This is a genomic window from Achromobacter sp. (genome assembly GCF_049647645.1).
GTDB lineage: Bacteria > Pseudomonadota > Gammaproteobacteria > Burkholderiales > Burkholderiaceae_B > Achromobacter.
The window spans coordinates 1-23,864 of record NZ_JBARYB010000262.1; the positions used below are offsets into that span (position 1 = coordinate 1).

26 protein-coding genes and 1 tRNA gene are annotated in these 23,864 nt (G+C 67.0%); 14 read left to right on the top strand and 13 right to left on the bottom strand.

What is annotated here, in order from left to right; translation table 11 throughout:
- Together WBB14_RS29595 and gloB are read right to left on the bottom strand one after the other, a co-directional pair.
- The coding region (locus WBB14_RS29595; protein ID WP_424242917.1) for a transglycosylase SLT domain-containing protein at positions 1-1,212 on the bottom strand (1,212 nt) is incomplete at its 3' end.
- A 7-nt stretch (positions 1,213-1,219) separates the two neighbouring features.
- Positions 1,220-2,041: a hydroxyacylglutathione hydrolase gene (gene gloB, locus WBB14_RS29600; protein ID WP_424242918.1), complete on the bottom strand. Its 822-nt coding sequence runs from the start codon at positions 2,039-2,041 to the stop codon at positions 1,220-1,222.
- A 20-nt stretch (positions 2,042-2,061) separates the two neighbouring features.
- Between gloB and WBB14_RS29605 the strand changes: the two genes are divergently transcribed.
- The 7 genes from WBB14_RS29605 (at position 2,062) to WBB14_RS29635 (ending at position 9,139) form a co-directional block, all read left to right on the top strand.
- The gene (locus tag WBB14_RS29605; protein ID WP_424242919.1) at positions 2,062-2,835 is read left to right on the top strand and encodes a class I SAM-dependent methyltransferase; all 774 of its coding nucleotides are present in this window, start codon (positions 2,062-2,064) and stop codon (positions 2,833-2,835) included.
- Positions 2,836-2,902: 67 nt separating this feature from the next.
- On the top strand, positions 2,903-3,364 hold the full coding sequence (rnhA, locus tag WBB14_RS29610; RefSeq protein ID WP_424242920.1) for a ribonuclease HI: 462 nt from the start codon (positions 2,903-2,905) through the stop codon (positions 3,362-3,364).
- A gap of 180 nt (positions 3,365-3,544) precedes the next feature.
- Entirely contained in the window at positions 3,545-4,633 is a 1,089-nt protein-coding gene (locus WBB14_RS29615) for an efflux RND transporter periplasmic adaptor subunit (RefSeq protein ID WP_424242921.1), read from the top strand.
- 33 nt (positions 4,634-4,666) lie between these two features.
- The gene (locus tag WBB14_RS29620; RefSeq protein WP_424242922.1) at positions 4,667-7,783 is read left to right on the top strand and encodes an efflux RND transporter permease subunit; all 3,117 of its coding nucleotides are present in this window, start codon (positions 4,667-4,669) and stop codon (positions 7,781-7,783) included.
- Between the two features lie 3 nt (positions 7,784-7,786).
- Entirely contained in the window at positions 7,787-8,509 is a 723-nt protein-coding gene (gene dnaQ / locus WBB14_RS29625; protein WP_424242923.1) for a DNA polymerase III subunit epsilon, read from the top strand.
- A 60-nt stretch (positions 8,510-8,569) separates the two neighbouring features.
- Positions 8,570-8,644, top strand: a tRNA-Val gene (locus WBB14_RS29630).
- A 327-nt stretch (positions 8,645-8,971) separates the two neighbouring features.
- Positions 8,972-9,139 (top strand): hypothetical protein, encoded by a 168-nt coding sequence (locus tag WBB14_RS29635; RefSeq protein ID WP_332011801.1) that lies wholly within the window; start codon positions 8,972-8,974, stop codon positions 9,137-9,139.
- An 11-nt stretch (positions 9,140-9,150) separates the two neighbouring features.
- Here the strand turns inward: WBB14_RS29635 and WBB14_RS29640 are convergent, their stop codons facing one another.
- The 5 genes from WBB14_RS29640 to WBB14_RS29660 form a co-directional block, all read right to left on the bottom strand.
- Positions 9,151-9,615: a YaiI/YqxD family protein gene (locus WBB14_RS29640; RefSeq protein WP_424242924.1), complete on the bottom strand. Its 465-nt coding sequence runs from the start codon at positions 9,613-9,615 to the stop codon at positions 9,151-9,153.
- A gap of 4 nt (positions 9,616-9,619) precedes the next feature.
- Complete coding sequence (locus WBB14_RS29645) at positions 9,620-9,886, bottom strand: hypothetical protein (protein ID WP_207470912.1); 267 nt, start codon at positions 9,884-9,886, stop codon at positions 9,620-9,622.
- 42 nt (positions 9,887-9,928) lie between these two features.
- Positions 9,929-11,434: a TAXI family TRAP transporter solute-binding subunit gene (locus WBB14_RS29650; protein ID WP_424242925.1), complete on the bottom strand. Its 1,506-nt coding sequence runs from the start codon at positions 11,432-11,434 to the stop codon at positions 9,929-9,931.
- Positions 11,431-12,639 carry a sodium/glutamate symporter gene (gene gltS / locus WBB14_RS29655; protein ID WP_424242926.1) on the bottom strand — a complete coding sequence of 403 codons (1,209 nt, stop codon included), beginning with the start codon at positions 12,637-12,639 and terminating at the stop codon, positions 11,431-11,433. Before gltS ends, WBB14_RS29650 begins: the two co-directional genes overlap by 4 nt.
- Before the next feature lie 184 nt (positions 12,640-12,823).
- On the bottom strand, positions 12,824-13,321 hold the full coding sequence (locus WBB14_RS29660; RefSeq protein WP_424242939.1) for a GNAT family N-acetyltransferase: 498 nt from the start codon (positions 13,319-13,321) through the stop codon (positions 12,824-12,826).
- A gap of 258 nt (positions 13,322-13,579) precedes the next feature.
- Here WBB14_RS29660 and WBB14_RS29665 point away from each other — a divergent pair, with 258 nt between their 5' ends.
- Both WBB14_RS29665 and WBB14_RS29670 read left to right on the top strand, forming a co-directional pair.
- Positions 13,580-14,632, top strand: coding sequence for a glycosyltransferase family 2 protein (locus WBB14_RS29665; protein WP_424242927.1), 1,053 nt, complete (start codon positions 13,580-13,582; stop codon positions 14,630-14,632).
- A gap of 1 nt (position 14,633) precedes the next feature.
- Positions 14,634-16,211: an ArnT family glycosyltransferase gene (locus tag WBB14_RS29670; protein ID WP_424242928.1), complete on the top strand. Its 1,578-nt coding sequence runs from the start codon at positions 14,634-14,636 to the stop codon at positions 16,209-16,211.
- On the opposite strand, the gene WBB14_RS29675 is transcribed toward WBB14_RS29670, so the two are convergent.
- Positions 16,171-16,566, bottom strand: coding sequence for a GtrA family protein (locus tag WBB14_RS29675; RefSeq protein ID WP_424242929.1), 396 nt, complete (start codon positions 16,564-16,566; stop codon positions 16,171-16,173). The genes WBB14_RS29670 and WBB14_RS29675 overlap by 41 nt on opposite strands.
- Positions 16,567-16,602: 36 nt before the next feature.
- On the opposite strand from WBB14_RS29675, the gene WBB14_RS29680 reads away from it, so the two are divergent.
- Positions 16,603-17,418, top strand: a complete 816-nt coding sequence (locus WBB14_RS29680) for a ChbG/HpnK family deacetylase (protein WP_424242930.1) — start codon at positions 16,603-16,605, stop codon at positions 17,416-17,418.
- 24 nt (positions 17,419-17,442) lie between these two features.
- Here WBB14_RS29680 and WBB14_RS29685 read toward each other — a convergent pair whose 3' ends face one another.
- On the bottom strand, positions 17,443-18,306 hold the full coding sequence (locus WBB14_RS29685) for a LysR family transcriptional regulator (protein WP_424242931.1): 864 nt from the start codon (positions 18,304-18,306) through the stop codon (positions 17,443-17,445).
- Positions 18,307-18,428: 122 nt separating this feature from the next.
- On the opposite strand from WBB14_RS29685, the gene WBB14_RS29690 reads away from it, so the two are divergent.
- Positions 18,429-18,917, top strand: coding sequence for a multidrug/biocide efflux PACE transporter (locus tag WBB14_RS29690; protein WP_424242932.1), 489 nt, complete (start codon positions 18,429-18,431; stop codon positions 18,915-18,917).
- Here WBB14_RS29690 and WBB14_RS29695 read toward each other — a convergent pair.
- Complete coding sequence (locus tag WBB14_RS29695; RefSeq protein WP_424242933.1) at positions 18,874-19,761, bottom strand: alpha/beta hydrolase; 888 nt, start codon at positions 19,759-19,761, stop codon at positions 18,874-18,876. The genes WBB14_RS29690 and WBB14_RS29695 overlap by 44 nt on opposite strands.
- A 38-nt stretch (positions 19,762-19,799) precedes the next feature.
- Positions 19,800-20,687, bottom strand: coding sequence for a LysR family transcriptional regulator (locus tag WBB14_RS29700; RefSeq protein WP_424242934.1), 888 nt, complete (start codon positions 20,685-20,687; stop codon positions 19,800-19,802).
- A gap of 99 nt (positions 20,688-20,786) precedes the next feature.
- Between WBB14_RS29700 and WBB14_RS29705 the strand changes: the two genes are divergently transcribed.
- Together WBB14_RS29705 and WBB14_RS29710 are read left to right on the top strand one after the other, a co-directional pair.
- A complete protein-coding gene (locus WBB14_RS29705) occupies positions 20,787-21,191 on the top strand; it encodes a CidA/LrgA family protein (protein ID WP_424242935.1) in 405 nt (134 codons plus the stop codon).
- The gene (locus tag WBB14_RS29710) at positions 21,181-21,873 is read left to right on the top strand and encodes an LrgB family protein (protein WP_424242936.1); all 693 of its coding nucleotides are present in this window, start codon (positions 21,181-21,183) and stop codon (positions 21,871-21,873) included. The genes WBB14_RS29705 and WBB14_RS29710 overlap by 11 nt, the downstream gene beginning before the upstream one ends.
- Positions 21,874-21,880: 7 nt before the next feature.
- Here WBB14_RS29710 and WBB14_RS29715 read toward each other — a convergent pair whose 3' ends face one another.
- Together WBB14_RS29715 and WBB14_RS29720 are read right to left on the bottom strand one after the other, a co-directional pair.
- Positions 21,881-22,525: a LysE family translocator gene (locus WBB14_RS29715; RefSeq protein WP_424242937.1), complete on the bottom strand. Its 645-nt coding sequence runs from the start codon at positions 22,523-22,525 to the stop codon at positions 21,881-21,883.
- On the bottom strand, positions 22,522-23,436 hold the full coding sequence (locus WBB14_RS29720; protein ID WP_424242938.1) for a DMT family transporter: 915 nt from the start codon (positions 23,434-23,436) through the stop codon (positions 22,522-22,524). The genes WBB14_RS29715 and WBB14_RS29720 overlap by 4 nt, the downstream gene beginning before the upstream one ends.
- A 194-nt stretch (positions 23,437-23,630) precedes the next feature.
- On the opposite strand from WBB14_RS29720, the gene WBB14_RS29725 reads away from it, so the two are divergent.
- Positions 23,631-23,864 (top strand): GntR family transcriptional regulator (locus WBB14_RS29725; protein WP_424242940.1); only part of this gene is annotated, 234 nt, incomplete at its 3' end.

Genomic DNA, 23,864 nt, shown 5'->3' on the forward strand with positions numbered 1-23,864 from the left:
GCCACGCGGGGCGGCGGCCTTGTTGTCCGACGGCGCCGAATCCAGCGCGCCCACCGGCGGCGCCAGCGAAGCCAGCTGCACGCCGCCCGTGCCGGGTTCGCCCGGCACCAGCAACGACTGGCCGGACGCGGATTTCTGGCGCGAGCCGATGTCGTTGGTCTGGCGCAGCGTGGCTTCGCTCACGCCGAAACGCTTGGCGATCGAGGCGTAGGATTCGCCGCGGCGCGAGTGGTAGATCTTCCAGGCGCTGAGGTCGCCCTTGTAGTTGGTCAGGTTGGCGTTGAAGATCTCGACGCGGTCGGCCGGCAGCAGCAGGGTGGGACCGTGGTCGCCGCGGATGACGGGACGGTTGAACGAGGGATTCAACGCCTTGAATTCGTCCAGCGGCATTTCGGCCAGCTTTGCGGCGATTTCCTGGTCGATGTCGCTGTTCTTCTGGACCGTCACGAAGTAGGGCGTGTTGCCCACCGGGGGCAGAGCCACCGCATAGCGCTGCGGATCGGCGATGATGTTCTTGATGGCCTGCAGCTTGGGTACGTAGTTGCGGGTTTCATCGGGCATGTTCAGGGACAGGTAGTCCGTGCCCTGGCCGGCCGCTTCGTTCTTGGCCATGGCGCGCTGCACCGAGCCTTCGCCCCAGTTGTACGAGGCCAGCGCCAGGTACCAGTCGCCCTGCATTTCAAACAGCTTTTCCAGGTAGTCCAGCGCCGCGTTGGTCGAGGCGATGGGGTCGCGGCGCTCGTCGCGCCACCAGTCCTGCTTCAGGTTGAAATGCTGGCCCGTGGCCGGCACGAACTGCCACAGGCCCGAGGCCTGGGCGCGCGACAGCGCGGTCGGGTTGTAGGCGCTTTCGACGAAGGGCAGCAGCGCCAGTTCGGTCGGCAGGCCGCGGCGGTTGATCTCGTCGACGATGAAGTACAGGTACTTGCCGGCGCGTTCCGCCATGCGCTGCACCGACTCGGGGTGGGACGCGTAATAGTCGGTCCACTGCTGCGAGAGATCGGTGTTCAGGTTGGGGATGGCGAACCCGCGGCGGATGCGGTCCCAGGCGTCGGCGGGCGGGTTGGTCAGATCCACCGTCCGGGACGTGTCGCGGGCGATGTATCGCCCTTGGGAATTGGTGGTGAGGTTCTTGCTATCGGGGGCTTTGGTTCCTGCGCAACCGGCGAGGACTGCCAGCATGAGCGGCAGAAGGAGTCGGGATAGATTCATCGGGCTGTCACTTGAAATCGTTCTTCCATTCACGAAGGGAGGCAAAAACCTCTACCGGCGTAGCGTGGCTGTGGCCGGCCCAGCGCTCTGCGGCGTGGACGACCTCAACTTCTTGCGTGCGCAAAAACGGATTGGCCGCGCGTTCCTGCCCGATCGTGGACGGAAGCGTGGGAAGACCTTCTGCTCGTAATTGCTGGGCCTGCTGGTGCCACTGTTGCAGGCTGCGGTTGGCCGGATCGACTGCCAAGGCCCAGCGCAAGTTCGCTAGAGTGTACTCGTGCGCGCAAAAAACCTGTGTATCTGGCGGTAAAACAGCAAATTTCCCTAAAGAATCATGCATTTGCGCCGGAGTGCCTTCGAAAAGACGGCCGCAGCCACCCGCAAACAGGGTGTCGCCACAGAACAGAACCGGCTCCTGGCCGGCCGCGCGGCCGTAGTAGGCGATGTGGCCGGCAGTGTGTCCGGGCACGTCCAGCACGGCCAGATCCAGGTCCAGTTCCGGGATCGCCACGCGGTCGCCTTCCGCCAGGCGTACGTCGCAGCGCGGCAGCGGTTCATGCGCGGGGCCGTATACGGTGATGCCCTCGATGCGGGACAATTCCGGAACACCGCCCACGTGGTCGCCGTGATGGTGCGTGAGTAGAATGGCGCGCAGTCTCAAGCCGTTCTGGGCCAGCCATTGCAGCACCGGGCCGGCATCGCCGGGATCCACCACGGCGGCTTCGCCGCCATGGACGATGGCCCAGATGTAGTTGTCGTTGAAGGCGGGTAGAGGCAAGACCGCGGCGTTGCGATCGCGGCCGCCTGTGGGGGCGGTCATGGCTTGCATGGGATTCGAAGGAATAGAACGTGGCAGAAGATACTCCGCCGATTGTAGAACTGGCCGAATGGTTCCAGACGCCGCCGGGACAGTACGTCCTGGCCTGGGAGCGGGCGCAGTTCGATGCGGCTGTCGCGGACGTGTTCGGATATTACGCCTGGCAGGTCGGCCTGGCCGACATGAATCTGCTGCGCGCCAACCGCATGCCCTTCAAGGGCTACATCGGCACCGAGACCCCGTCCGCGGAAAGCGCCGCCAGCTGGCAGTCGCGGGTGGTGCTGGCCGAGCCCGAGGCCTTGCCGTTCGAATCCCAGAGCGTGGACCTGTTGATCCTGCCGCATGCCTTCGAGTGCGCGGAGGATCCCCACAACGTGCTGCGCGAGGTCGAACGCGTGCTGGTGCCGGAAGGGCGGGTCGTGATTTCGGGCTTCAACCCCTGGAGCATGTGGGGCGCGCGCACCCGCATGCCCGGCATGGAGCCGTGGCTGCCGCAGCCGCCGGCGTCCCAGGTGTCCTTGCCGCGCCTGAAGGACTGGTTCAAGCTGCTGTCGCTGGAGGTCGAGGCCAGCCACTTCGGCTGCTACGCGCCGGCCTGCCGCAGCGAAAAATGGCTGCAGCGCTGGTCCTTCCTGGAGTCGGCGGGCGCCCGCTGGTGGAGCCTGGGCGGTGCGGTCTACATGGTGTCGGCCGTCAAGCGGGTGGCCGGCATGCGTATCATTGGCCCGGCCTGGAAGAAGGCCAAGCCCAAACGCGCCCGTGCCGCATCGGTGGTGGTCAACCGCCAGACGGACGACGGCTCCTGAAGGGGCCTGAAGGGCATGGCCCTGCGCCGCGGGGCCAATTTTTAAGCAAGGAATACCAAGCAGCACCATGCAGGACGACAAAGCGAACGACCAGAAAGTGGAAATGTGGACCGACGGCGCCTGCAAGGGCAATCCCGGTCCGGGCGGTTGGGGCGTGCTGATGCGCGCCGGCGGCCACGAGAAGACGCTGCACGGCGGCGAACTCCAGACCACCAACAACCGGATGGAACTGCTCGCGGTCATCCAGGGCCTGCGCGCGCTCAAGCGCCCATGCACGGTCACCATCCATACGGACTCCCAGTACGTGATGAAGGGCATGACCGAGTGGCTGGCCAACTGGAAGCGGCGCGGCTGGATGACGGCCGACAAGAAACCCGTCAAGAACGTCGAGCTGTGGCAACTGCTGGATGAACAGGTGCAGCGCCATGCGGTGTCCTGGCGCTGGGTCCGTGGACACGCCGGCGATCCGGGCAACGAACGGGCCGACCAATTGGCCAATATGGGCGTGGAATCGGCCCGGCGGGGCTGAAGGCATCGGGATATACCCTCAAATCCGCCTTTTGGGGCGGATTTAGTTCTTTCATCCGGCTTCAGGATTGTTCCAGTATGTAAATCCGGGTGCTAAAGTGCCAACCCTCATTCCAGTTCCTGCGGCGCAGTCCGCGTGGGGGCATGCCTGGCCCGCGCCGCAATACCGCCACATTCGCGCATGAAAAAAGCAGTACTGCTCGCCGCCGTAGCGGCAGGGTTGGCCGCGGGGGCCGCGCTCGGCGTGTTTGTGCCGCGCTGGCTCGCCTTCGGAACCGTCAGTCCACAACCCGGCGCCATTGAGGCGCCCCTGGTCACGCGCGCCGCGCCGGTCCGGGTCGAAGTGGCCGCCGTCGAAGAGATTCCTTTCGCGCGCGGCATCTCGGCCGTGGGCAGCCTGCGGTCCGACGAATCCGTGGTGCTGCGGCCGGAGGTCGCCGGCCGCATCCAGTCCATCGATTTCAAGGAAGGCCAGCCGGTCAAGCGCGGCGACGTGCTGATCCGCCTGGATGATTCCGTGCCGCGCGCGGAATTGGCCCAAGCGCGCGCCAACCTGACGCTGGCGCAAAGCCACTACCGGCGCTCGGTGGAGCTGCAGGGCAAGGGCTTCGTCAGCCAGCAGGCCCGCGACGAGTCCGCCAGCACGCTAAAGGTGCAGGAAGCCGCCGTGGCGCTGGCGCAGGCGCGGCTGGACAAGATGACGATCTCGGCGCCGTTCGGCGGCATCGCCGGCTTGCGCAGCGTGTCGGTGGGCGACTACGTCAACCAGGGCCAGGACCTGGCCCCGCTGGAGGCGATCGATCCGCTCAAGGTGGACTTCCGCGTTCCCGAGATGTATCTGAGCAAGGTGGGCGTGGGCCAGCCGCTGACGTTGCGCATGGACGCGCTGCCGGGCCAGGAGCGCCAGGGCGTGGTCTACGCGGTCAGCCCGCTGGTCGATGCCGGCGGGCGCTCCATCCTGCTGCGCGCCACGGTCGCCAACAAGGATGCGGTGCTGCGCCCGGGCATGTTCGCCCGTGTGCAGCTGCAGTTCAGCCAGGACAAGGCGCTGGTCGCGCCGGAAGCCACGCTGTCGCCCTCGGGCGCGACGCAGTACGTCTACCGGGTCAAGAACGGCGTGGCCGAGCGGCGCGAGGTCACCATAGGCGAGCGCCGCGAGGGCCGCGTCGAGATCCTGACCGGGGTGGCGGCGGGCGACCAGCTGGTGGTGTCTGGCTTGCAACGGGTGACGGACGGCGCCGCGGTGACCGTTCTGGGCAACGGCGCGTGACGCCGGCCTTTTTCCCTTTTTGGCGGTAGCGCAATGCGTATCTCGGAAACCTGCATCAAGCGGCCGGTGTTCGCATCGGTCCTGTCGCTGATCATCGTGCTGATCGGCCTGATTTCGTATTCGCGGCTGACCGTGCGCGAGTACCCCAAAATCGATGAGCCCATCGTTTCGGTGGACACCACCTACAAGGGCGCCTCGCCCGAGGTGATCGAATCGCAGGTGACCAAGCCGCTGGAAGACCAGCTGGCCGGCATCGAGGGCGTGGACGTGATGACCTCGCGCAGCCGCTCGGAACGCAGCCTCATCAACATCAAGTTCAATCTGTCGCGCAACCCGGATGCCGCGGCCGCGGAAGTCCGCGACAAGGTCTCGCGCGCGCGCCGCTTCCTGCCCGATGAAATCGACGAGCCCATCATCGGCAAGGTCGAGGCGGACTCCCAGCCCATCATCTACATCGCGGTCGAGTCCGGTACGTACTCCGCGATCCAGACCTCGGACTACATCAACCGCTACATCAAGACCCGCCTGTCGGTGCTGCCCGGTGCGGCCGAGGTGCGCGTTTTCGGCGAACGCTTGCCGTCCATGCGCATCTACGTGGACCGCGACAAGCTCGCCGCCTACGGCCTGACCGTGCAGGACGTGGAGGCCGCGCTGCGCAGCCAGAACGTGGAGATTCCGGCCGGCCGCATCGAATCGCGCGCCCGCGAGTTCTCGGTGGTGTCTTCCACCGACCTGCAGACGCCGGCGCAGTTCGAGAACGTGATCGTCGCCAACGTCAAAGGCTACCCGGTGCGCATGCGCGACGTGGCCAATGTGGAGATCGCCGCCGCCAGCGACCGCGTGCTGTCGCGATTCAACGGCAAACCCGCCATCAACATCGGCGTGACGCGGCAGTCCACCGCCAACCCGCTGGAACTGTCCAAGGCGGCGCGCGAGGAAGTGGCGCGCCTGAATGAGAACCTGCCGGCCGGCATGAAGCTGAACATCGCGTACGACTCGTCGGTGTTCATCGAACGCTCCATTGATTCCGTGTTCCACACCATCGGCGAAGCCATCGTCCTGGTGGTGCTGGTGATTTTCTTCTTCCTGCGCAATCTGCGCGCCAGCATCATCCCCATCGTCACCATCCCCGTGTCGCTGGTGGGCGCCTGCGCGCTGATGTACCTGTTCGGTTTTTCCATCAACACGCTGACCCTGCTGGCCATGGTGCTGGCCATCGGCCTGGTGGTGGACGACGCTATCGTGGTGCTGGAAAACATCTTCCGCCACATCGAAGAGGGCATGCCGCGCAAGGAAGCCGCGCTGCGCGGATCGCGCGAGATCGGCTTCGCGGTGGTCGCGATGACCATGACCCTGGTCACCGTGTATGCGCCCCTGGCCTTCGCCACCGGCCGCACCGGCCGGCTGTTCATCGAGTTTGCGCTGGCGCTGGCGGGCGCGGTGCTGGTGTCGGGCTTCGTGGCGCTGACGCTCACGCCCATGATGTGTTCGGTGCTGCTGCGCCACGAGAGCAGCCATAGCCGCTGGTACAACCTGATCGAAGGCTGGCTCAACGCCATGAGCAACGGCTACCGGCGCGCCCTTGGGGCCTCCCTGCGCCATCGCTGGCTGGTGGTGGTCATAGGGGTGGCGGTCGCGGGCGCGAGCGGGGTGCTGTTCAAGGTGGTCAAGAGCGAGCTGGCCCCCATCGAGGACCGCGGCGTGGTGTTCGGCATCGTCAGCTCGCCCGAAGGCGCCACGCTGAACTACACGCTGGAAAGCATGCTGGGCATCGAGAAGTTCTATTCCGAGATCCCGGAGGCCAGCGGCAGCCAGGTGACCGTGGGCTTTCCGACCGTGACGGATGGCACCGCCATCCTGCGCCTGAAACCCTGGGAAGAACGCAGCCGCAAGCAGCAGGCCATCACGCAACAGCTGCAGCCGCAGTTCGCCTCGCTGCCCGGGGTGCGGGCGTTTCCGACCAACCCGCCATCGCTGGGCCAGTCGGCGCGCTCCAAGCCGGTGGAATTCATCATCATGAGCCAGGCGTCCTACGCCGAGCTGTCGCGCCTGACCGATGTCTTCCTGACCGAACTACGCAAGTATCCGGGCCTGATCAATCTGGACACCGACCTGCGCCTGAACACGCCCGAGCTGCGGGTGCGGGTGGATCGCGACAAGATGGCCGACGTGGGCGCCAATGTGGATACCGTGGGCCGCACCCTGGAGTCCATGCTGGGCGGCCGCCAGGTCACCCGCTACAAGGACGAAGGCGAGCAGTACGACGTGATCGTGCAGGTGACCCCGCGCGACCGCGCCAATCCCACCGACATTTCCGGCATCTACGTGCGGGCGCGCGACGGCAGCATGGTGCAGCTGGACAACCTGCTGGGCGTGCACGAGGGCGTGTCGCCGCAGTCGTTGAACCACTTCAACCGCCTGCGCGCCGTGAAGATCGACGGCGCCGTGGCGCCGGGCTACGCCCTGGGTGAAGTCCTGGCGCACATGCACCAGGTGGCGCGCGACGTGCTGCCCAACACCATCGTCACCGACCTGGACGGCCAGTCACGCGAGTTCCGCGATTCATCCGGCAGCATCTATCTGGTCTTCGCCATGGCGCTGGCCTTCATCTACCTGGTGCTGGCGGCGCAGTTCGAAAGCTGGCGCAATCCCTTCATCATCATGCTGTCGGTGCCGCTGTCCATGACTGGCGCGCTGCTGGCGCTGTGGCTGACCGGCGGCACGCTGTCGATCTACAGCCAGATCGGCCTGATCACGCTGGTGGGGCTGATCACCAAGCACGGCATCCTGATTGTCGAATTCACCAACCAGCTGCGCGACGAGGGCAAGGAACTGTTCGAGGCCGTGGTCGAGGCCAGCGTGCTGCGCCTGCGTCCCATCCTGATGACGACCGGCGCCATGGTGCTGGGCACCGTGCCGCTGGCGCTGTCCACCGGCGCGGGGGCGGAATCGCGCCAGCAGATCGGCTGGGTCCTGGTGGGCGGGCTGATGCTGGGTACACTACTGACCTTGTTCGTCGTGCCGGTGGCCTATACCTTGATCGCCACCGCACGCAAGAAACCCGGCCAGGCCGGCAGCGCAGCGCATCATCCGGACCCCGCTCCGGCGCCGCAAGCGCAGCCCGCCGCGCCTGCCCAAGCGTCGGAATAAGTTATGCGCCAGATCATCTTTGACACTGAAACCACCGGACTGGACCCTGCCCAGGGTCATCGCATCGTCGAAATCGGCTGTGTGGAAATGGTCAACCGGATGAGCACCGGCAACAACCTGCACATCTACCTGAACCCGGACCGCGACAGCGACCCCGAGGCCTTGGCGGTGCACGGCCTGACCACGGAGTTCCTGTCCGACAAGCCCCGCTTCGCCGATGTCGCGGACGAGTTCATCAAGTTCATCCAGGGCGCCGAACTGATCGCACACAACGCGGCGTTCGACGTCAAGTTCTTCAACGCCGAACTCGCCAAGACCGGGCGAGGCCCGGTCACCGAGTATTGTGAGACGGTCACCGATTCGCTGCTGCATGCGCGTTCGCTGTTCCCCGGCAAGCGCAATTCGCTGGACGCGCTGTGCGACCGCTACGGCATCTCCAATGCCCACCGCACGCTGCACGGCGCATTGCTGGACTCGCAGCTGCTGGCGGAAGTCTGGCTGGCCATGACCCGCGGCCAGGACGCGCTGCTGATCGACGTCGACGATGGCGCCGGCGCAGGCAGCAACGGCGTCGTGCTGGCCAGGTTCGACGCATCGGGCCTGCCCGTGCTCAAGGCCAGCGAAGCGGAACTGGCCGAGCATGAAACCTACCTTGCGGCGCTGGACAAGTCCGTGGGCGGGGAGTGCACCTGGCGCAAGATCGACGCGCCGGTGGCGGCCGCATAAAGTTTTTCCGAGGCGACTTGCGCACGTTCAAAAAAACGTGCTAATATTTCGCCTCTTTCGGGGTGGTTAGCTCAGTGGTAGAGCACTGCCTTCACACGGCAGGGGTCACTGGTTCGAACCCAGTACTACCCACCAAAGACCCTTGGAAGACAACGTAAGCCCCAGGTTTGTCGTTGTCGGCGTACCAAGGTTAAAAAAGACGCAAAGCAAAAAGCCAGCCGCAAGGTTGGCTTTTTTGTTTTGCGCGCGGCGGACCTATGACCTATCGAGTCCGCTGTCGAACCCGCGTGCTTTGCATATGGGGCGCCAGCCATTGCGCTGAACCGTCCCTTTCATTACCCTTCTCTTGATTTGACGCAAGCGGACTCTCATCGATTGAGCCGCGTCGCATGCGAGCCTGTCTATCATTGATAACAAAGGCTTTGGCCCGTGGGCCAGGCATAGGCGAACAGGAGAAGGTCAATGTCCGAACACACCAACATCATGTTGATCATCATTGGCACGGGCGTGGCGCTCATGCTGATCGGCTTCGGGCTGCGCGACCGCAATATCGGCATGGGCTTGATGGGCATAGGCCTGATCACGGCGCTGGGCTCGATCATCTACAAGGCCTACATCACCTTCTATTGACGGCTGGGCCCTCAGCCCTTCTGCGCATTGCGCGCCGCGCGCGCCAGCAGGCTGTCCAGCTGGTTGGCGAAGGCCTTGCGGTCAGCCTGGCTGAACGAAGCCGGCCCGCCCGTATCCACGCCGCTGGCCCGCAGCTCTTCCATCATGTCCCGCAGCGCCAGGCGTTCCCGGATGGTTTCCGGCGAATAGCGCTCGCCACGCGGGTTCAGCGCCATCGCGCCTTTTTCCAGGACTTGCGCGGCCAGCGGGATGTCGCCGGTGATGACCAGATCGCCCGGTTCCGCGCGTTCGGCGATGTGGGCGTCGGCGACGTCGAAGCCGCGCGGCACCTGCACCGCGCGGATCAGCGGCGAGGGCGGGGTGTAAAGCATCTGGTTGGCCACCAGCGTCAGCGGCACCTGCCAGCGCTGGGCGGCGCGGAACAGGATGTCCTTGATGACCGCGGGGCAGGCGTCCGCATCGACCCAGATGTGCATGCGCTTACTTGTCCAGCGCGTTCTGCAGCACTTCGGCCACGATGTCGTTGGTGGACACGCCGCGTTCGGCCGCCAGGGCGCGCAGCTTGTCGGCGTGGGCTTGCGACAGCTTCAAGGGGAAGGGCACCAGGCCGGCGGCCTGGTCCAGCTTGCGCTGTTCGCGGCGGTCGGGCGCTTGCGAGGCGGTGCCGAAGCGGTCCGGCGTGGCGGCTTGCTTGAGTTGGCCGGCCAGCTTCAGGGCCTGGTTTTTCTGCAGATCGAATTTATTCATGGGAATTCCTGGTAAGGAGCGCAATCATAAGCGCAACCGGCTTCATTGCGGCTTGGCCTGTTCAAGCTTGGCCAGCCCTTCCTGGGCGCCGTCGTGCAGCGGCACGGTCAGCCCGCGCCGGGCGGTAGCCAGCCCTACCTGGGCGCCCTGGGCCGAGCCGGCGGCCAGCAGATCCTGCCCGGTCACGTAAACCGCGCGCACGATCACCAAGGCTTCATCGCGGGTCAGGTCGGCCGTGGTGAGCAGCAGCGCCGCCATGCCCACGGTGGGTATCGGCTCCAACTGGTTGGGATAGGTGCCGGCGGCGATTTCCAGCGGCATCAGCGCACTGTCCTCGGCCGCGGTCAGCGTCTTGATGGCGGCGGGGTCCAGCGGCAGCAGCTTCAGGCGCGCCTGGGTCAGCGCGTCGCGCAGGGGCGTGGCCGGTACGCCGATGACCTGGGCGGCGGCGTCGACCGCGCCGGAGTTCAGCGCCGGCAGGGACTCGGTGAACGGCGTGTCGGCCACCTTGTAGTCGCGACCGGCCTGCAGGCCGTGGGCGGCCAGCACCGTTTCCAGCGTGGCGCGCACCGCCGAGCCTTGCGGCCCGAGGGCGATGGTCTTGCCCTTGAGGTCGCGCACGCCGCGCAGGGCGGCATCGTCGCGCACCACGATATGGACCAGTTCCGGATACAGGCTGCCCAGGGCGCGCAGGCCGGTGAACGGACCCTGGCCGGCGAACGGCCCCTTGCCGTCGTAGGCGAGCCGCGCCGTGTCGGCCTGGGCCAGCCCGACCACTGCATCGCCGCTGCGCAGCAGCGCGATGTTCTCGGCGCCGCCGCCGGTGATCAGGGGCGAGACGCGGATCTGCTGCTTGCGCGCCACGTCGCTCAGGGCGCGGGCGAAGGCCACGTACTCGCCGCGGTCCGGGCCGCCGGCCAGCGGATAGCCCTGTTGCATGCGGGCCAGCCGGCCGTTGATACGCGCCACCGAGCGCTCCAGCTCCTGCTGTACCACGTGCTGCGCGGTGCTGGAGGCGCTATAGGAAACCGAATGGGTGATCTGGTCCAGCGTGTCCAGCAACTGGCGCGTGACGGGCGGCGGCGCGCCGGTGTCCAGGTTGGGCGCCTCGGCTGCCTTGAATCCGGCCGGGGTCACCAGTTTCCAGACGTCGCCGTCCTGGCGGTAGATCGCGCTGGCGTGCGCGACGATGCGGTCGCCGGCCTGGTTGCCGCCGGATTTCACGCCGCTGATGCTGCGCGGGCCGGCGCCCAGCAGCGTGACCAGCGCGGCGGCGCCGGGCTGGTCCCAGGCGCCCAGGGTGACGTTGCGTCCCAGGTCCAGTTCGACGTCGTAATAGACCACGCGGCGGGTTTCGCCGGCCGGGGCGCTGCTGTCCGCGGCCGATCCCATGCGTTTGAGCTCCGCGATCCGGAACAGTCCCGCGCCGTAGGCGGCGGTCAGGCTGTGTTCGACGTCGGCGCGCAGGACATCGGTGTCGGGCGCGCGGCCGCAGGCCGCCAGCAGCAGGCAGAGGCCGAGGATGATGAGGCGCTTGAACATGGTCACATACCCCCCACGAACGGCAAGGAGATCAGCGAGGTCAGCACGATCACGTTCAGGATGTCGACCAGGAAGGCGCCGGTGACCGGCACGACGATGAAGGCTTCCGGCGCCGGGCCGTGGCGCCGCGTCAGCGCCTGCATGTTGGCGATGGCGGTGGCGGTGGCGCCCAGCGCAAAGCCGCAGAACGCGGCCGACATGATGGCCGCCTCGTAGTCGCGCTTGAGCATGCGGAACACCACCCAGGCGGCATACAGCGCGCAGAACAGGGTCTGCACCGCCAACATCAGCGCCAGCGGGCCGGCCAGGCGCGCCACGCTGGACAGGTCCAGCGTCATCATGGTCATGCCCAGGAACAGCGACAGGGAGATGGTGCCGATGACCTCGGTGGCGCGGTCGTCCAGTTTCAGGCCCAGCCGTTCGCCGCCGTTGCGGATCAGCACGCCGGTGGCCAGGCACCACAGGAAGTTGGGCAGGCTGACCGGGGCGTCCTCGACCAGCGCTGCCAGGTAGCCGCCAGCCACCAGGCAGACGAAAGCGGCCGTCATCGAGACGATGAACGAGCCCGCGTTCGGCGGGGGCGTGTTTTCCGTCAGGTCCGGCGCGTCATGGCCGTCGCCGGGCACGTGGTCCAGGCTGCCGGCCAGCTTGTGGCGCCGCATGAGCCATTCGGCCACCGGTCCGCCCACCACGCCGCCCAGCACCAGCCCCAGGGTGGCGGAGGTCATCGCCAGCGCCATGACGTCCTGGATGTTGTTGAAGTCGGCGAAGCGCGTGGCGTAGGCCGCGCCCGTGCCGTGCCCGCCCACCAGCGTAATGGTGCCGCCCAGCAGGCCCATCAGCGGATGCATGTCCAGCAGCCAGGCCATGCCCAGCCCCACGGCGTTCTGCAGGATCAGGAACGGGATCAGGGCCAGCAGGAAGGCGATCAGCCGGGGGCCGCCCTTGGCCAGCAGTTTCAGGTTGGCGGTCAGGCCGATGCTGCCGAAGAACAGCAGCAGCAAGGTCGGCTTGATGCTGGTTTCGAGCGAGACGGAAACGCCGCCCCAGGTCGCAAGCAGGTAGGCCAGCACGGCGAACAGCAGGCCCCCCACGATGGGATCGGGAATGCTGTAGCGGGCGAGGACGCCGATCCTGGTGGTGAGCACGCGTCCGATGACCAGGACGAGGCAGCATGCCAGCAGCGATTGAACGGGCGTAAGCGAGATCATAAATACCTTTGCGCCCTGTCAGGGCGCGTGAATTTTCTGGCTATTGGAACCCTGCCGCCTCACGCGGGCTGAGGCTTATGTTACGTCCGCCGCGATAACGGTGTACATGGGGCAGGGATGCGGCGCGCGGCGCTGCGCCGGGCGGGCGGGAGGCCGTGGCGGGAGGTGGGCGCGGCCGGGGCGGCTAGAGCGGAAACTCGCGCGACATGTATTGCGCGCGCGGTCCGTAGCCGGCCAGTTTTTCGGCCAGGTCGGCGCTGTCTGCGCTGACGGGCTGATAGCCGTGGCGCTGCCAATAGCCCACGGCGGATTCCAGGGACACCAGGCTTGCCCGGCGCAATCCACCTTCGTGCGCGCGGGCCGCGGCGGCGCGCAGCAACGCCTGGCCCACGCCCAGTCCTTGCGCCGAGGGCGCCACGGCGCAGTCGTGCAGGAACCAGTGGTCGGTAGCGGCCGGCAGCGCAGCCAGCGCGACATCCAGGGCGGGAGGCAGTCCCGCGTCCCAGGGATAGGAGATCAGGTAGCCCAGCAGGCCGTCCTGGCTGGCGCAAGCCTGCGCGACCCAGCAGTGCGCCGGGGCGAGCGCCAGGCGGTTCAAGAAGAAACCGGCGCTTTCCAGCAGGAAGCCGGGGTAGGCCAGGGTCTGGAGGGCCAGGATGGCGTCCACGTCGCCGGCCCGCATGGGCTGGACTCGATATTGCATGACAACCTGCGAAAACAAGAACTCGGGCGCATTTTACCGATGCGCGCGCAAGGGGCCGCTTTACATGGCTTCACAAATCGGGGACACAGGTTCACGGGACTTTATTGTTTTCCGGCGGGCGCTCCCTAGAATCCACCAGAGTTTCCCCGGAGCCGCAGGCAATCTTGCATTTCATGAAAATTCGACGAGCCCCTACGCATACTGCTCGGCATAGTCCTGCACTCCGAGTCTAGAGCCATGCACATCCAGTTCCGGTCCGCCCCCGTCACCCAGCAAGTACTGACCAAATCGTTTCCCCTGGAAACGGTCTGGCCGGCGGCCGAGGCGCGCGTGCCGTACGACACCTGCGTGACTTGCGTCATTCCCTGCCTGAATGAATGCGAGAACCTGCGGGTGCTGCTGCCGCTGCTGCGCAACCGCCTGGAGGCGCTGTGCACCAGCTGGGAAATCATCGTGGCCGACGACGGCAGCACCGACGGAACCGAAGCGCTGATGGCCGAATGGACCGAGCACGATGGCTTCCGCTATGTGCAGCTGTCGCGCAACTTCGGCAAGGAGGCCGCGATCAGCGCCGGCCTGGAAGCCGCGAGCGGCAATGCGGTGATCTGCCTGGACGCCGATTTGCAGCATCCCCCCGCGCTGATCGAGCAGATGCTCGCCCGTTGGGCCGCCGGCGCCGAAATGGTTTACGCCGTGCGTGAGACGCGTGCCGATGAATCCTGGGCCAAGCGCGCCGGCGCGCGCTGGTTCTACAAGCTGCTCAGCGGTGCGCGCGGCGTGGACGTGCCGGCGCATGCCGGCGATTTCCGCTTGATGGACCGCAGCGTGGTGAACGCGTTGATCGCCTTGCCCGAACGCACCCGTTTCATGAAGGGCCTGTACGCCTGGGTCGGTTTCAAGGGCGAGGCCCTGAGCTATACCCCCGAAGAACGCATGCACGGCGACAGCCGCTTTGGCGGCATGCGCCTGTTCCGGCTGGCGCTGGATGGCCTGACCGCTTTCACCACCTGGCCGCTGCGCCTGGTCAGCCTGGTGGGCGTGGCCTTCGCCATGCTGGCGCTGGCCTATGCGGCGTATCTGGTCGGCGAGTACCTGTTCTTTGGCAACGAGGTCTCCGGTTGGACGACGATAGTGACGGCGGTGCTGTTCTTCGCCGGCGTGAACCTGATTTCGCTGGGCGTGGTCGGCGAGTACGTGTCCCGGATCTTCGATGAAGTGAAGGGGCGGCCCCTGTTCGTCGTGCGACGCCGTCAGGGCCGGGCTTCGCGGCCGGGCCAAGGTCTGGACTGAGATGTCCGCCACGACTTTCTGGCGGCGCTCCGATTGGACTCCGCCAGCGGGACGCTTCCTGCTCGCGATAGGCGTGTGGCTTGCTTTCCTGGCCTGGCTCCGGCCGTTGACCCTGCCCGATGAAGGGCGCTATGCGGGAGTGGCCTGGGACATGCTGCGCAGCGGCACGTATGCGGTGCCTTTGCTGGACGGCATGCCGTACTTTCACAAGCCGCCGCTGTATTACTGGCTGACCGAGCTGTCCTTTTCGGTGTTCGGCGTGCATCCGTGGGCGGCACGGGTGCCTTCTTGGCTGGCTGCCTGGGGCGCCGTGGCGGCCCTGTACTGCTTCGTGCGGCGCCACCGCGATGCCGCGACCGCCGCGCTGGCCGCGCTCATCCTTGCCACCATGCCCTTTTTCTATGGCGGCGCGCAGTTCGCGAATCTGGACATGCTGGTCGCCGGCATGATCACGTTGTGCGTGCTGGCCGCGGTGGAGACGGTGCTGCGCGTCGAACGCGGAGAGGCCTGGCGCTGGATGTCGGCGGCGGCCGGTGCGCTGGCGGCGCTTGCCGTGTTGGCCAAGGGCCTGATCGGCCTGGTGCTGCCAGGCGCCATCCTGCTGCTTTGGCTGGTGTGGGAACGGCGCTGGCGCGGCCTGGCAGCGCTGCTGTGGCCACCTGCGCTGCTGGTGTTCATCGCCGTGGCCGCGCCGTGGTTCGTGCTGATGCAGCTACGTTATCCCGGTTTTTACGATTACTTTTTCGTCTACCAGCATTTTCAGCGTTTTGCGGCCGGCGGCTTCAACAATGCGCAGCCGTTCTGGTTCTACCTGCCGGTGATCGTCGGGCTTAGCCTGCCCTGGTCGCTATGGGGCGGCGGCATTCTGCGCAAGAGTTTCTGGGAAGGCCCGGCGCGCAGCCTGCGGCGCCTGGCCGTGCTGTGGTTTGCCGTCGTGGTCGTGTTTTTCTCGCTGCCGAATTCCAAGCTCGTGGGCTACGTCCTGCCGGCGCTCGCGCCGCTGGCGTTTCTGCTGGCCGAGGTAGCCCAAGGCGCCCGACGCGCCGACGCCGAGTCGACCGCGCGCTTGCTGCGGCTGAGCGCGGCGGTGGCGGCCGGGATTTGCGTCGTCGCGGTGGGCATCGCCGCCAATAATGCGCGCGGCAGCGCGGGTCCGCTGGCCAAAGTGGTGCGGGAGCAGATGCGGCCGGGCGACACGTTTGTGTCGCTGCACACCTATCCCTTCGATCTCGCGCTGTATGCAAGGGCTGCGCAGCCCGCCTGGGTGGTGGACGACTGGCTCGACCCGGAGGTGCCGGTGCGGGACAACTGGCGCAAGGAGCTGTACGACGCCGCCCAGTTCGACCCGGAAACCGGCGGCCAGGTGCTGCTCAGCCCCGCGGAATTCAACGCGCGCCTTTGCCTTGCGGCGGAGGGCAGCCGCTACTGGGTGTGGGGCACCGCGGCGGACAACCCGGTCTATTTGCCGCTGCAGGGGCTGGCGCCCGTGGTCAGCAGCGTGAAGTACGTCATGTGGCGCGTCGATGTCGACGCGGCCCTCAGGCAGCGGGTTTGTGGCGGAACGCCCAGAACCGGCTAGCAATGAAGGTCGCGACGGCGAGTCCGAGCAGGATCAGGGCGAGCAGGATGTCGTAGCGGATGGTAGTGCTGTGCAGCAGCCATGCATAAGCGGCTTCATTGATGAGGAAGCCCGCTGCTGACACAAAGAAGAAACGACGCGCTGCTACCGTCCAGGGAGTTTTGGAATGTCGGAACGTAAGCCGGTAGTGGCCGGTGAAGGAAACCGCGAAGGCGATCAGCCAGCCGACCAGGTTGGCGGCCAGGGGCGGAATCCGGAAGGCCTCGACGCAACCCACGGCGACAGCCCAATGGGTGGCTGCGGCGGCGCATCCGACGGCAATGAAGGTGCTTACTTGTTGCAGCAGGGTGCGCATGAAGGCAGTGATGAAAGGGAAGTCAGGGGTATAGCGATGAGCAAACGTATTGTGGTCTGCGGTGACGATTTTGGCATGAATGCCGACATCGATGAAGGCATGATCGCGCTGGCCGGCATGGGCCGCCTGAGCGCGGTCAGCTGCCTCACGCTGGGCCCTTCGTTCGCGGCGAACGCAGGGCGGCTGGCGTCGATGAACGTGGATATCGGCCTGCACGTGAACTTCACCGAAGCGCTCGCGCCCGACGCCGAACCCATGCCCACGCTGGGCCGGCTGATCCTCAACGCCTATACGGGCAGGCTGGACGGCGTTTGGGTCGAGACGCAGCTGGAACGCCAGTTCGACGCCTTCGAGGCCGCGTTCGGCCGCGCGCCCGATTACGTCGATGGCCACCAGCACGTGCATCAGCTGCCCGGCATCCGCCAACGCCTGCTGCAGCTGCTCAAGCGCCGTTACGGCGCCCGCATGCCGTGGCTGCGCCAGACGGCGCCGGGCATGCAGTTCGGCATACCCATGAAGGAAGCCATCAAGGCGCGCATCATCGGCGCGCTGGGCTCCGGGGCGCTGGCGCGCCAGGCGCGCAAGGACGGCATGCGCACCAACCGCCGGCTGTTGGGCGTCTATGGGTTCGAAGGCGGCAAGCGCCGCTACGCGGATCTGCTGCAGAACTGGCTGTTCAACGCGCGCGATTGCGACCTGCTCATGTGCCATCCGGCGATGGGCAGCCAGGATGGCTGCGCCATGTCGCGCCAGCGCCGCGCGGAATTCGACGTGCTGGCCAGCCCCAAGCTGGGCGATTGGCTCAACGTCAATGGCGTGCACATCTCGCGTTTGCCTGCCACGGCGCGCTGACCGGCTCCAAGGCCTGTCGCGGCACTAGCCGCCCGTCAGGCTTTGCAGCAGCCAGGCGCCCGCCGGTCCCAGCGCGAGGCGCCGTGACCAGACCGCATCGACGCGGATGTGGCGCGGCCAGCCCGGCGCCTTCAGCTCCACCAATTGGTCCTGGCCGAAGCGCTGGATCATCCAGCGCGGCAGCTCGGTCCAGCCGAATCCGCGACTGGCCATTTCCAGCAGCATCAGATAGCCGGGCGCCGACCAGGTGGCATAGGCCGGCTCGGCTTCCTTGTCGCCCAGTTCATATGTGCTCAGGCGCAGCGCGCGCTCGGATTTCAGCTGGTCCTCGGTGACCCGGGGCAGCTTGGCCAGCGCGTGGCCGCGGCCCACGCACAGGACGATCTCCGATAGCTCCGCCAGCGTCGCGTGCGCCACGTCGGGCGGATAGCTGTCCTGCGCGGCCATCAGCCCCAGGTGTGCGCGTCCCTGCTGCACCAGCGCCACCACGTCCTCGTACTCCGCGATCAGGCATTCGAAGCGCAGCGCCGGATAGCGCTGGTCGATCTGGCTGAGCATGGTGTCGAAGGTCTCGGACTGGAAGGTGTCGGACAGCACCACTGTCAGCCGCGGCTCCAGGCCCTCGGCCAACTGGCTGGCACTGCGGTTCAGCCTGTCGTTGGCCGCCAGCACCTGCAGGGCCTGGCCTAGCAGGACCTGGCCGGCCTCGGTCAGCGTCGGCTGCCGCTGGCTGCGGTCGAACAGCATGACGTTCAAATCCACCTCCAGGTTGGCGACGGTCTCGCTGACGGTGGACTGGCTCTTGCCGAGCTTGCGGGCGGCGGCGGAAAACGTGCCTTCGGAGGCGACCTGGGCGAACGCCGCCAGGGATTCCAGGGAGTGGCGCATGCGGGCAGGCTCCGGGGTAGGGCTGGGAAGCTATCGGTTTTTCCGATGAAAACCATCTTTATGGTAACGGAAATATCGTCGAAAATCGCTTCCACTCAGTATCAACCGACCGCAGGTGGGTCATGACGCAAGCCAAGAAAACCCTCAAAGAACGTTTCCTTCACGCCTTTCTGTTCGAAATCATCGCCATCGGCCTGTGCGCCCCGGCCGCCGCCTGGGCCATGGGCAAGTCCCTGTTTGAAATGGGCGTGCTGACCGCGGTGATCGCCTGGATCGCGCTGGTCTGGAACATGATCTACAACGCGGGCTTTGACCGCATCGAGAACCGCATGGGCTGGACCCGCACGCTGCGGCTGCGCGTGGTGCACGCCTTCGGCTTCGAACTGGGCCTGATCCTGATCGTGATCCCGCTGGCGGCCTGGTGGCTCAATATCAGCCTGTGGCAGGCATTTGTGCTGGATATCGCGCTGGTGCTGTTCTATCTGCCCTACGCGTTCCTCTACAACCTGGCGTATGACCGCTCGCGGCCGCGGGTGCTGCAGTGGCTGGCCCGCGCCGATACGAGCGCTAGCCCGCCTTGCGCGGATACGCGCGGCTCGCGTCCCGCATGAAGGTCTTCACGGCGGTTTCGTATTGCGCGCCGCTGCGGAAGGCGCCCGAATGCGTGGCGCCTTCGATCTTGACCAGGCGCTTGAGCTCGGGCGCGACATTGCTGGCGGCGGCGTAGAGTTCGTCGCTCATGGTGTGCGGCACCACGCGGTCGGCGGTGCCATGCATGAACAGCATGGGCGTGCGCATGCGCGCCAGCTTGTCCACCGAGGCGAAGGGCTGCGTCACCAGCAGGCTGGCGCCCGGCACCTTGCCCCAGCGCAGCGTGGCCAGCATCGCGCCGATGCTGGTGAAGCTGGACTCCACGATCAGGCCGGCGAATGCCGGCTGTTCCGGGCGCGCAGCCAGGTCGATCGCGATGGCGCCGCCCAGGCTGTGGCCGTAGACGAAACGGCGCGATGGATCGGGCTGGATCCGGGCCAGTTCCTTCAACCCGGCCATCGCGTCTTCCAGCGCGCTGTCCTCGGAGGGCAGGCGCGGGGTAGACGCGCCGAAGCCGCGGTAATCGATGGCCAGCACCGAATAGCCCATGCGGGTCCAGCCGTCGATGCGGAAGGCGCTGCCGTTCAGGTTCCAGCGCGCGCCGTGCAGGTACAGCACGGTGGGTGCGCCGGCTTGCGGGCTTTGCCAGTACCAGGCGCGCACCTTGTCGCCGCCCGCCAGCGTCAGGTCATAGACCTGGGTGCCGGCGGCGGGCTCGCGCCACCAGGTCTGCGGTTCGGACTGGGGAGAGAAGATGGTCTGCCGCTGCCAGGAATCGAGCTGGGTGCAGCCTACCACGCTGGCGCCGGCAAGCAGGGCAACGGCGAACAGGCGGCGGGGAGAGAGGCGGGGCAATGCGGGCATGGGATATCTGACCCGGACGGGGCGACTGGGTTCCGCCATCAGCATACTTCGGGATGGACCTCGCGCGTCAAGGCCAGCCAGGCCTGGGCGGCGTGCGACAGGTAGCCGCCACGCCGCCACACCAGCACCATTTCCCAGTCCGTGCCGGCATCGCGCAGCGGCACGCGCGCTACGCCGGCGTGCAGCTCTTCACGGGCCTTGAGCCGGGGCAGGAAGGCCACGCCCAGTCCGGCCGCCACCAGCGCCACGATGAAATCGATCTGGCCGCTGCGCGCCGCAATGGAAGGCGCGAAGCCGGCGCGCTGGCAGGCGTCATGGAGAATGCGGTTCAGGGCGAAGCCCGTCTCGAACAGGATGAAGGGCGAGTCCCGCAAGTCGTGCAGGCTCACGGCTTCGGCGCGCGCCTTGGGATGGTCGGCGGGCAGCAGCGCCACCAGCGGTTCGCGCGCCACCGGCTGCCACTCGAAAATGTCGGGCACCGGCTTGAGCGAACCCGCCAGCTCGATCTCGCCGGCCATCACCATTTCCTCCAGGCGGCGGCTGCCGTGTTCCACCAGGCTGATCTCGATCTGCGGGTAGCGGCTGCGGAAGCGCGCGAACATGGGCGCGAACAGGGTGCTGCTGCCCAGCGGCGGCAGGCCCAGCCGCAGCACGCCGCGCTTGAGTCCCTTCAATTCGTCGAGTTCGGCATACAGGTCGTCGCGCTGCGCCAGCATGGCCACGGCGCGGCGGTAGACGATTTCGCCGGCGGCGGTCAGGCGCGGCGGCTGGGCGTGGCGGTCCAGCAACGGCATGCCCAGCTCGTCTTCCAGCTGGCGCACCGCCTTGCTGACGGTGGGCTGGGTGGCGAAGACGGCTTTGGCCGCCTGGGAAAAACCGCCTTGGCGGACAACCTCGACCAGGGCGCGCAGGGGACGCAGTTCCATGGTTATGCCTGTTTGGAATGAGCGAGATTCAATGAATTCATTTTATCTATGGACGGCGCGGGCGTAAAACATCTGCTTGCCGCAGGAATCCTCCATTCAATGTCTCGCCCCCGCCTCACCATTCTTCTGCGCAGTTGGCTGCGCCGCAGCCGCGCGCTGCAGATCTGCCTGCTCGTGCTTTTTTCCCTGCTGGGCCAGGCGCTGGCCCAACTGCTGGGCCTGCCCGTGCCGGGCGGCGTCATCGGCATGGCGCTGGTGCTGCTACTGCTGGCCACGCGCCGCCTGCGCGTGCGCAACGTGCATCGCGGCGCCAGCTGGTTGCTGGGCGAGATGCTGCTGTTCTTCGTGCCCGCCGTCATGTCGCTGCTGGATCACCGCGAATTCCTCGGGCTGCTGGGGTTGAAGCTGCTGGCCGTCATCCTGTTGGGCACGGCCCTGGTGATGACCGGCACGGCGCTGACCATCGATCTCTGCTACCGCTGGATGAACCGCCATGCAGGCTGATTTCAACCTGTTGTTCTGGCCCGTCGCGACCGTGCTGGCCTACGTCTGCGCGCGCCTGTTCTACCGGCGCTTTGCCTGCTGGTGGACCTCGACGCTGATGGTGGCGCCCGCGTTGCTGCTGGCGCTGGCGATTGCGCTGCACACTGGCTATCGGGAGTACATGGCGGGTTCGCACTGGCTGATGGCGATGTTGGGGCCGGTCATCGTCGCGTTTGCTTTGCCCCTGTACGAGCAGCGCGAGTTGATCCGCCGCTACTGGCCGGTGCTGGTGGCGGGCGTGGCGGTGGGCAGTCTGATCGCGGGCGCCAGCGCCTGGATGCTGGGCAGCCTGCTGGGCCTGTCGCCGGACCTGCGCCTGAGCCTGCTGCCGCGCTCGGTGGCCACGCCGTTCGCGCTGGCCGTGTCGTCGCATGTGGGCGGGACGCCCGATCTGACGGCCGTCTTCGTGATCGTCACGGGCGTGTTCGGCGCGGCCATCGGCCAGTTGATGCGGCGCTGGCTGCCGCTGCGCTCGGCCTTGGCGCGCGGTGCGCTGTTCGGCATGGGCGCGCACGGCGCCGGTACGGCCAAGGCCCGCGAACTGGCGGCCGATGAGGGCGCCGTCGCGGGCCTGGTGATGGTGATGGCGGGCTTGTTCAACGTGCTGGTCACGCCCGCCGTGGTGGTGGGGCTGCTGGCCTGATGGCCCCTTAGCGCAGCATTTCCAGCGCCACCGGATACAGCGATGCCACCAGCAGCAGCGCCATGCCCACATTGAAGGCGCGAATCGCCCAGGGCTTGTGCAGCACGCGGCGCAGCGCCGTGCCGAAGGTCACCCAGATGCCGATGCTGGGCAGGTTGACGATGCCGCAGACGATGGTGGCGATGACCAGGTTGGCGAAGAAGCCGTTCTGCGGCGTGTAGGTCGCGATCACCCCCACGGCCATGACCCAGGCCTTGGGGTTGATCCACTGGAAGGCGGCGGCCTGCAGAAAGGTGAAGGGCTTGCCGCGCGCCTCGCCGTCGTCCATTTCGCCCGAATTCGCGATCTTCCAGGCCAGGTACAGCAGATAGGCCGCGCCGGCGTACTTCAGCACGGTGTACAGCTGCGGTATCTGCTGGAACACCGAGCCCAGTCCGACGCCCACCAGGAAGATCATCAGCGTGAAGCCCAGGTTCACGCCCAGCAGGTGCGGCACGCTGCGGCGGAAACCGAAGTTCAGGCCCGACGAGGCCAGCATCACGTTGTTGGGGCCAGGCGTAATCGAACTGACCAGTGCGAACATGGCCAGCGGGCCCAGCAGGGACAGGGACATCAGGGGCACGTCGGCCCAGTTGGAGGGGAGCAGATTCATTTTTTGGTCCTGACGATGGCGCGGCGTCCGCCGGCGATAACGGCGATTACGGCAGCGGCGAAGAGATACGTCGCCGGCTCCACGGATTCGCCAAACAACAATGCGGCCGCCACCACCGTCAGGAACGGCTGCAGCAACTGCACCTGGCCGACCCGGGCGATGCCGCCCACGGCCAGGCCGCGATACCAGGCAAAAAAGCCCAGGAACATCGAACCCAGCGCCAGATAGGCGCAGGCATAGACCACCGAGGCGCTGGGCCAGCTGGCCTGCTGCGCCGCCATCCAGCCGACAGGCGCCGCCACCACGGGCGCGCTGATCACCAGCGCCCAGCAGATGGTGCGCCCGCCGCCCAGCGTGCGGGAAGCGCGCGCGCCTTCGGCATAGCCCATGCCGCCCAGCACCACGGCCAGCAGCAGCCAGAGGTAGCCTGTCTCCAGCGTGCCGTTGCCCTGGCGCAAGGCATAGGCCGTGACCAGCGCGGCGCCCAGCACTGCCCAGGCCCAGAAGCCGGGCGAGGGGCGTTCGCCGCTGCGCAGCGCGGCAAAGGCCGCGGTCGACAGCGGCAGCAACCCGTTGAAGACGGCGCCCTGCGCTGCCGGCACGGTCTGCATGGCGAGCGAGGACGCCAGCGGCCAGCCCACCACGATGCCCAGCGCGGCCAGGATCACGCCGGGCCACTCCTCGCGGTTCGGCCTGCGCGCGCGGGTCAGCCAAAGTACGGCGATGGCCGGCACGGCCGCCAGCAGGGCGCGGCCCAGGCCCACCAGCAGCGGCGTCAGTTCGCCCACGGCCAGGCGGGTCATGGGCAGCGTCAGGGAAAAGACCAGCACCCCCAGAAAGCCATAGCCGTAGCCCTCCCAGGGCACGGCGGGCGCGGCTGGGGAGGTCGGATAGAAAGCGGGACGGGTCATCACAGCCACCAAGGTATGGGAACGCCGCGGGCATCGCGCCCGTCCGCTCTTGCGGGTTTTCGGCATTGCTGTCACTCTACGCATAGTTATCGGTACAGTACCGGTACACTTTTGCATATCACTTTAATCACTGGCCTGGTGAAATTCCCATGACAGTTGCTGCCGCCGCTTCATCCTCCATGCCCTGGCAGCCTGTGCGCCAGGCCGATGCCACCCTGGTGGCGCAGTTGGCCGACGGGCTGGCGCGCCGCATCGACGAACAGGGGCTGCGGCCCGGCACCCGGCTGCCGTCGATCCGCAAGATGGCGGAACAGTCGGGCGTCAGCCGCTTCACCGTGGTCGAGGCCTACGACCGGCTGGTCGCCAGCGGCCTGGTGCAGTCGCGCCGCGGCGCAGGGTTCTTCGTGCGGGCGCGCAGCGGCCAGTTG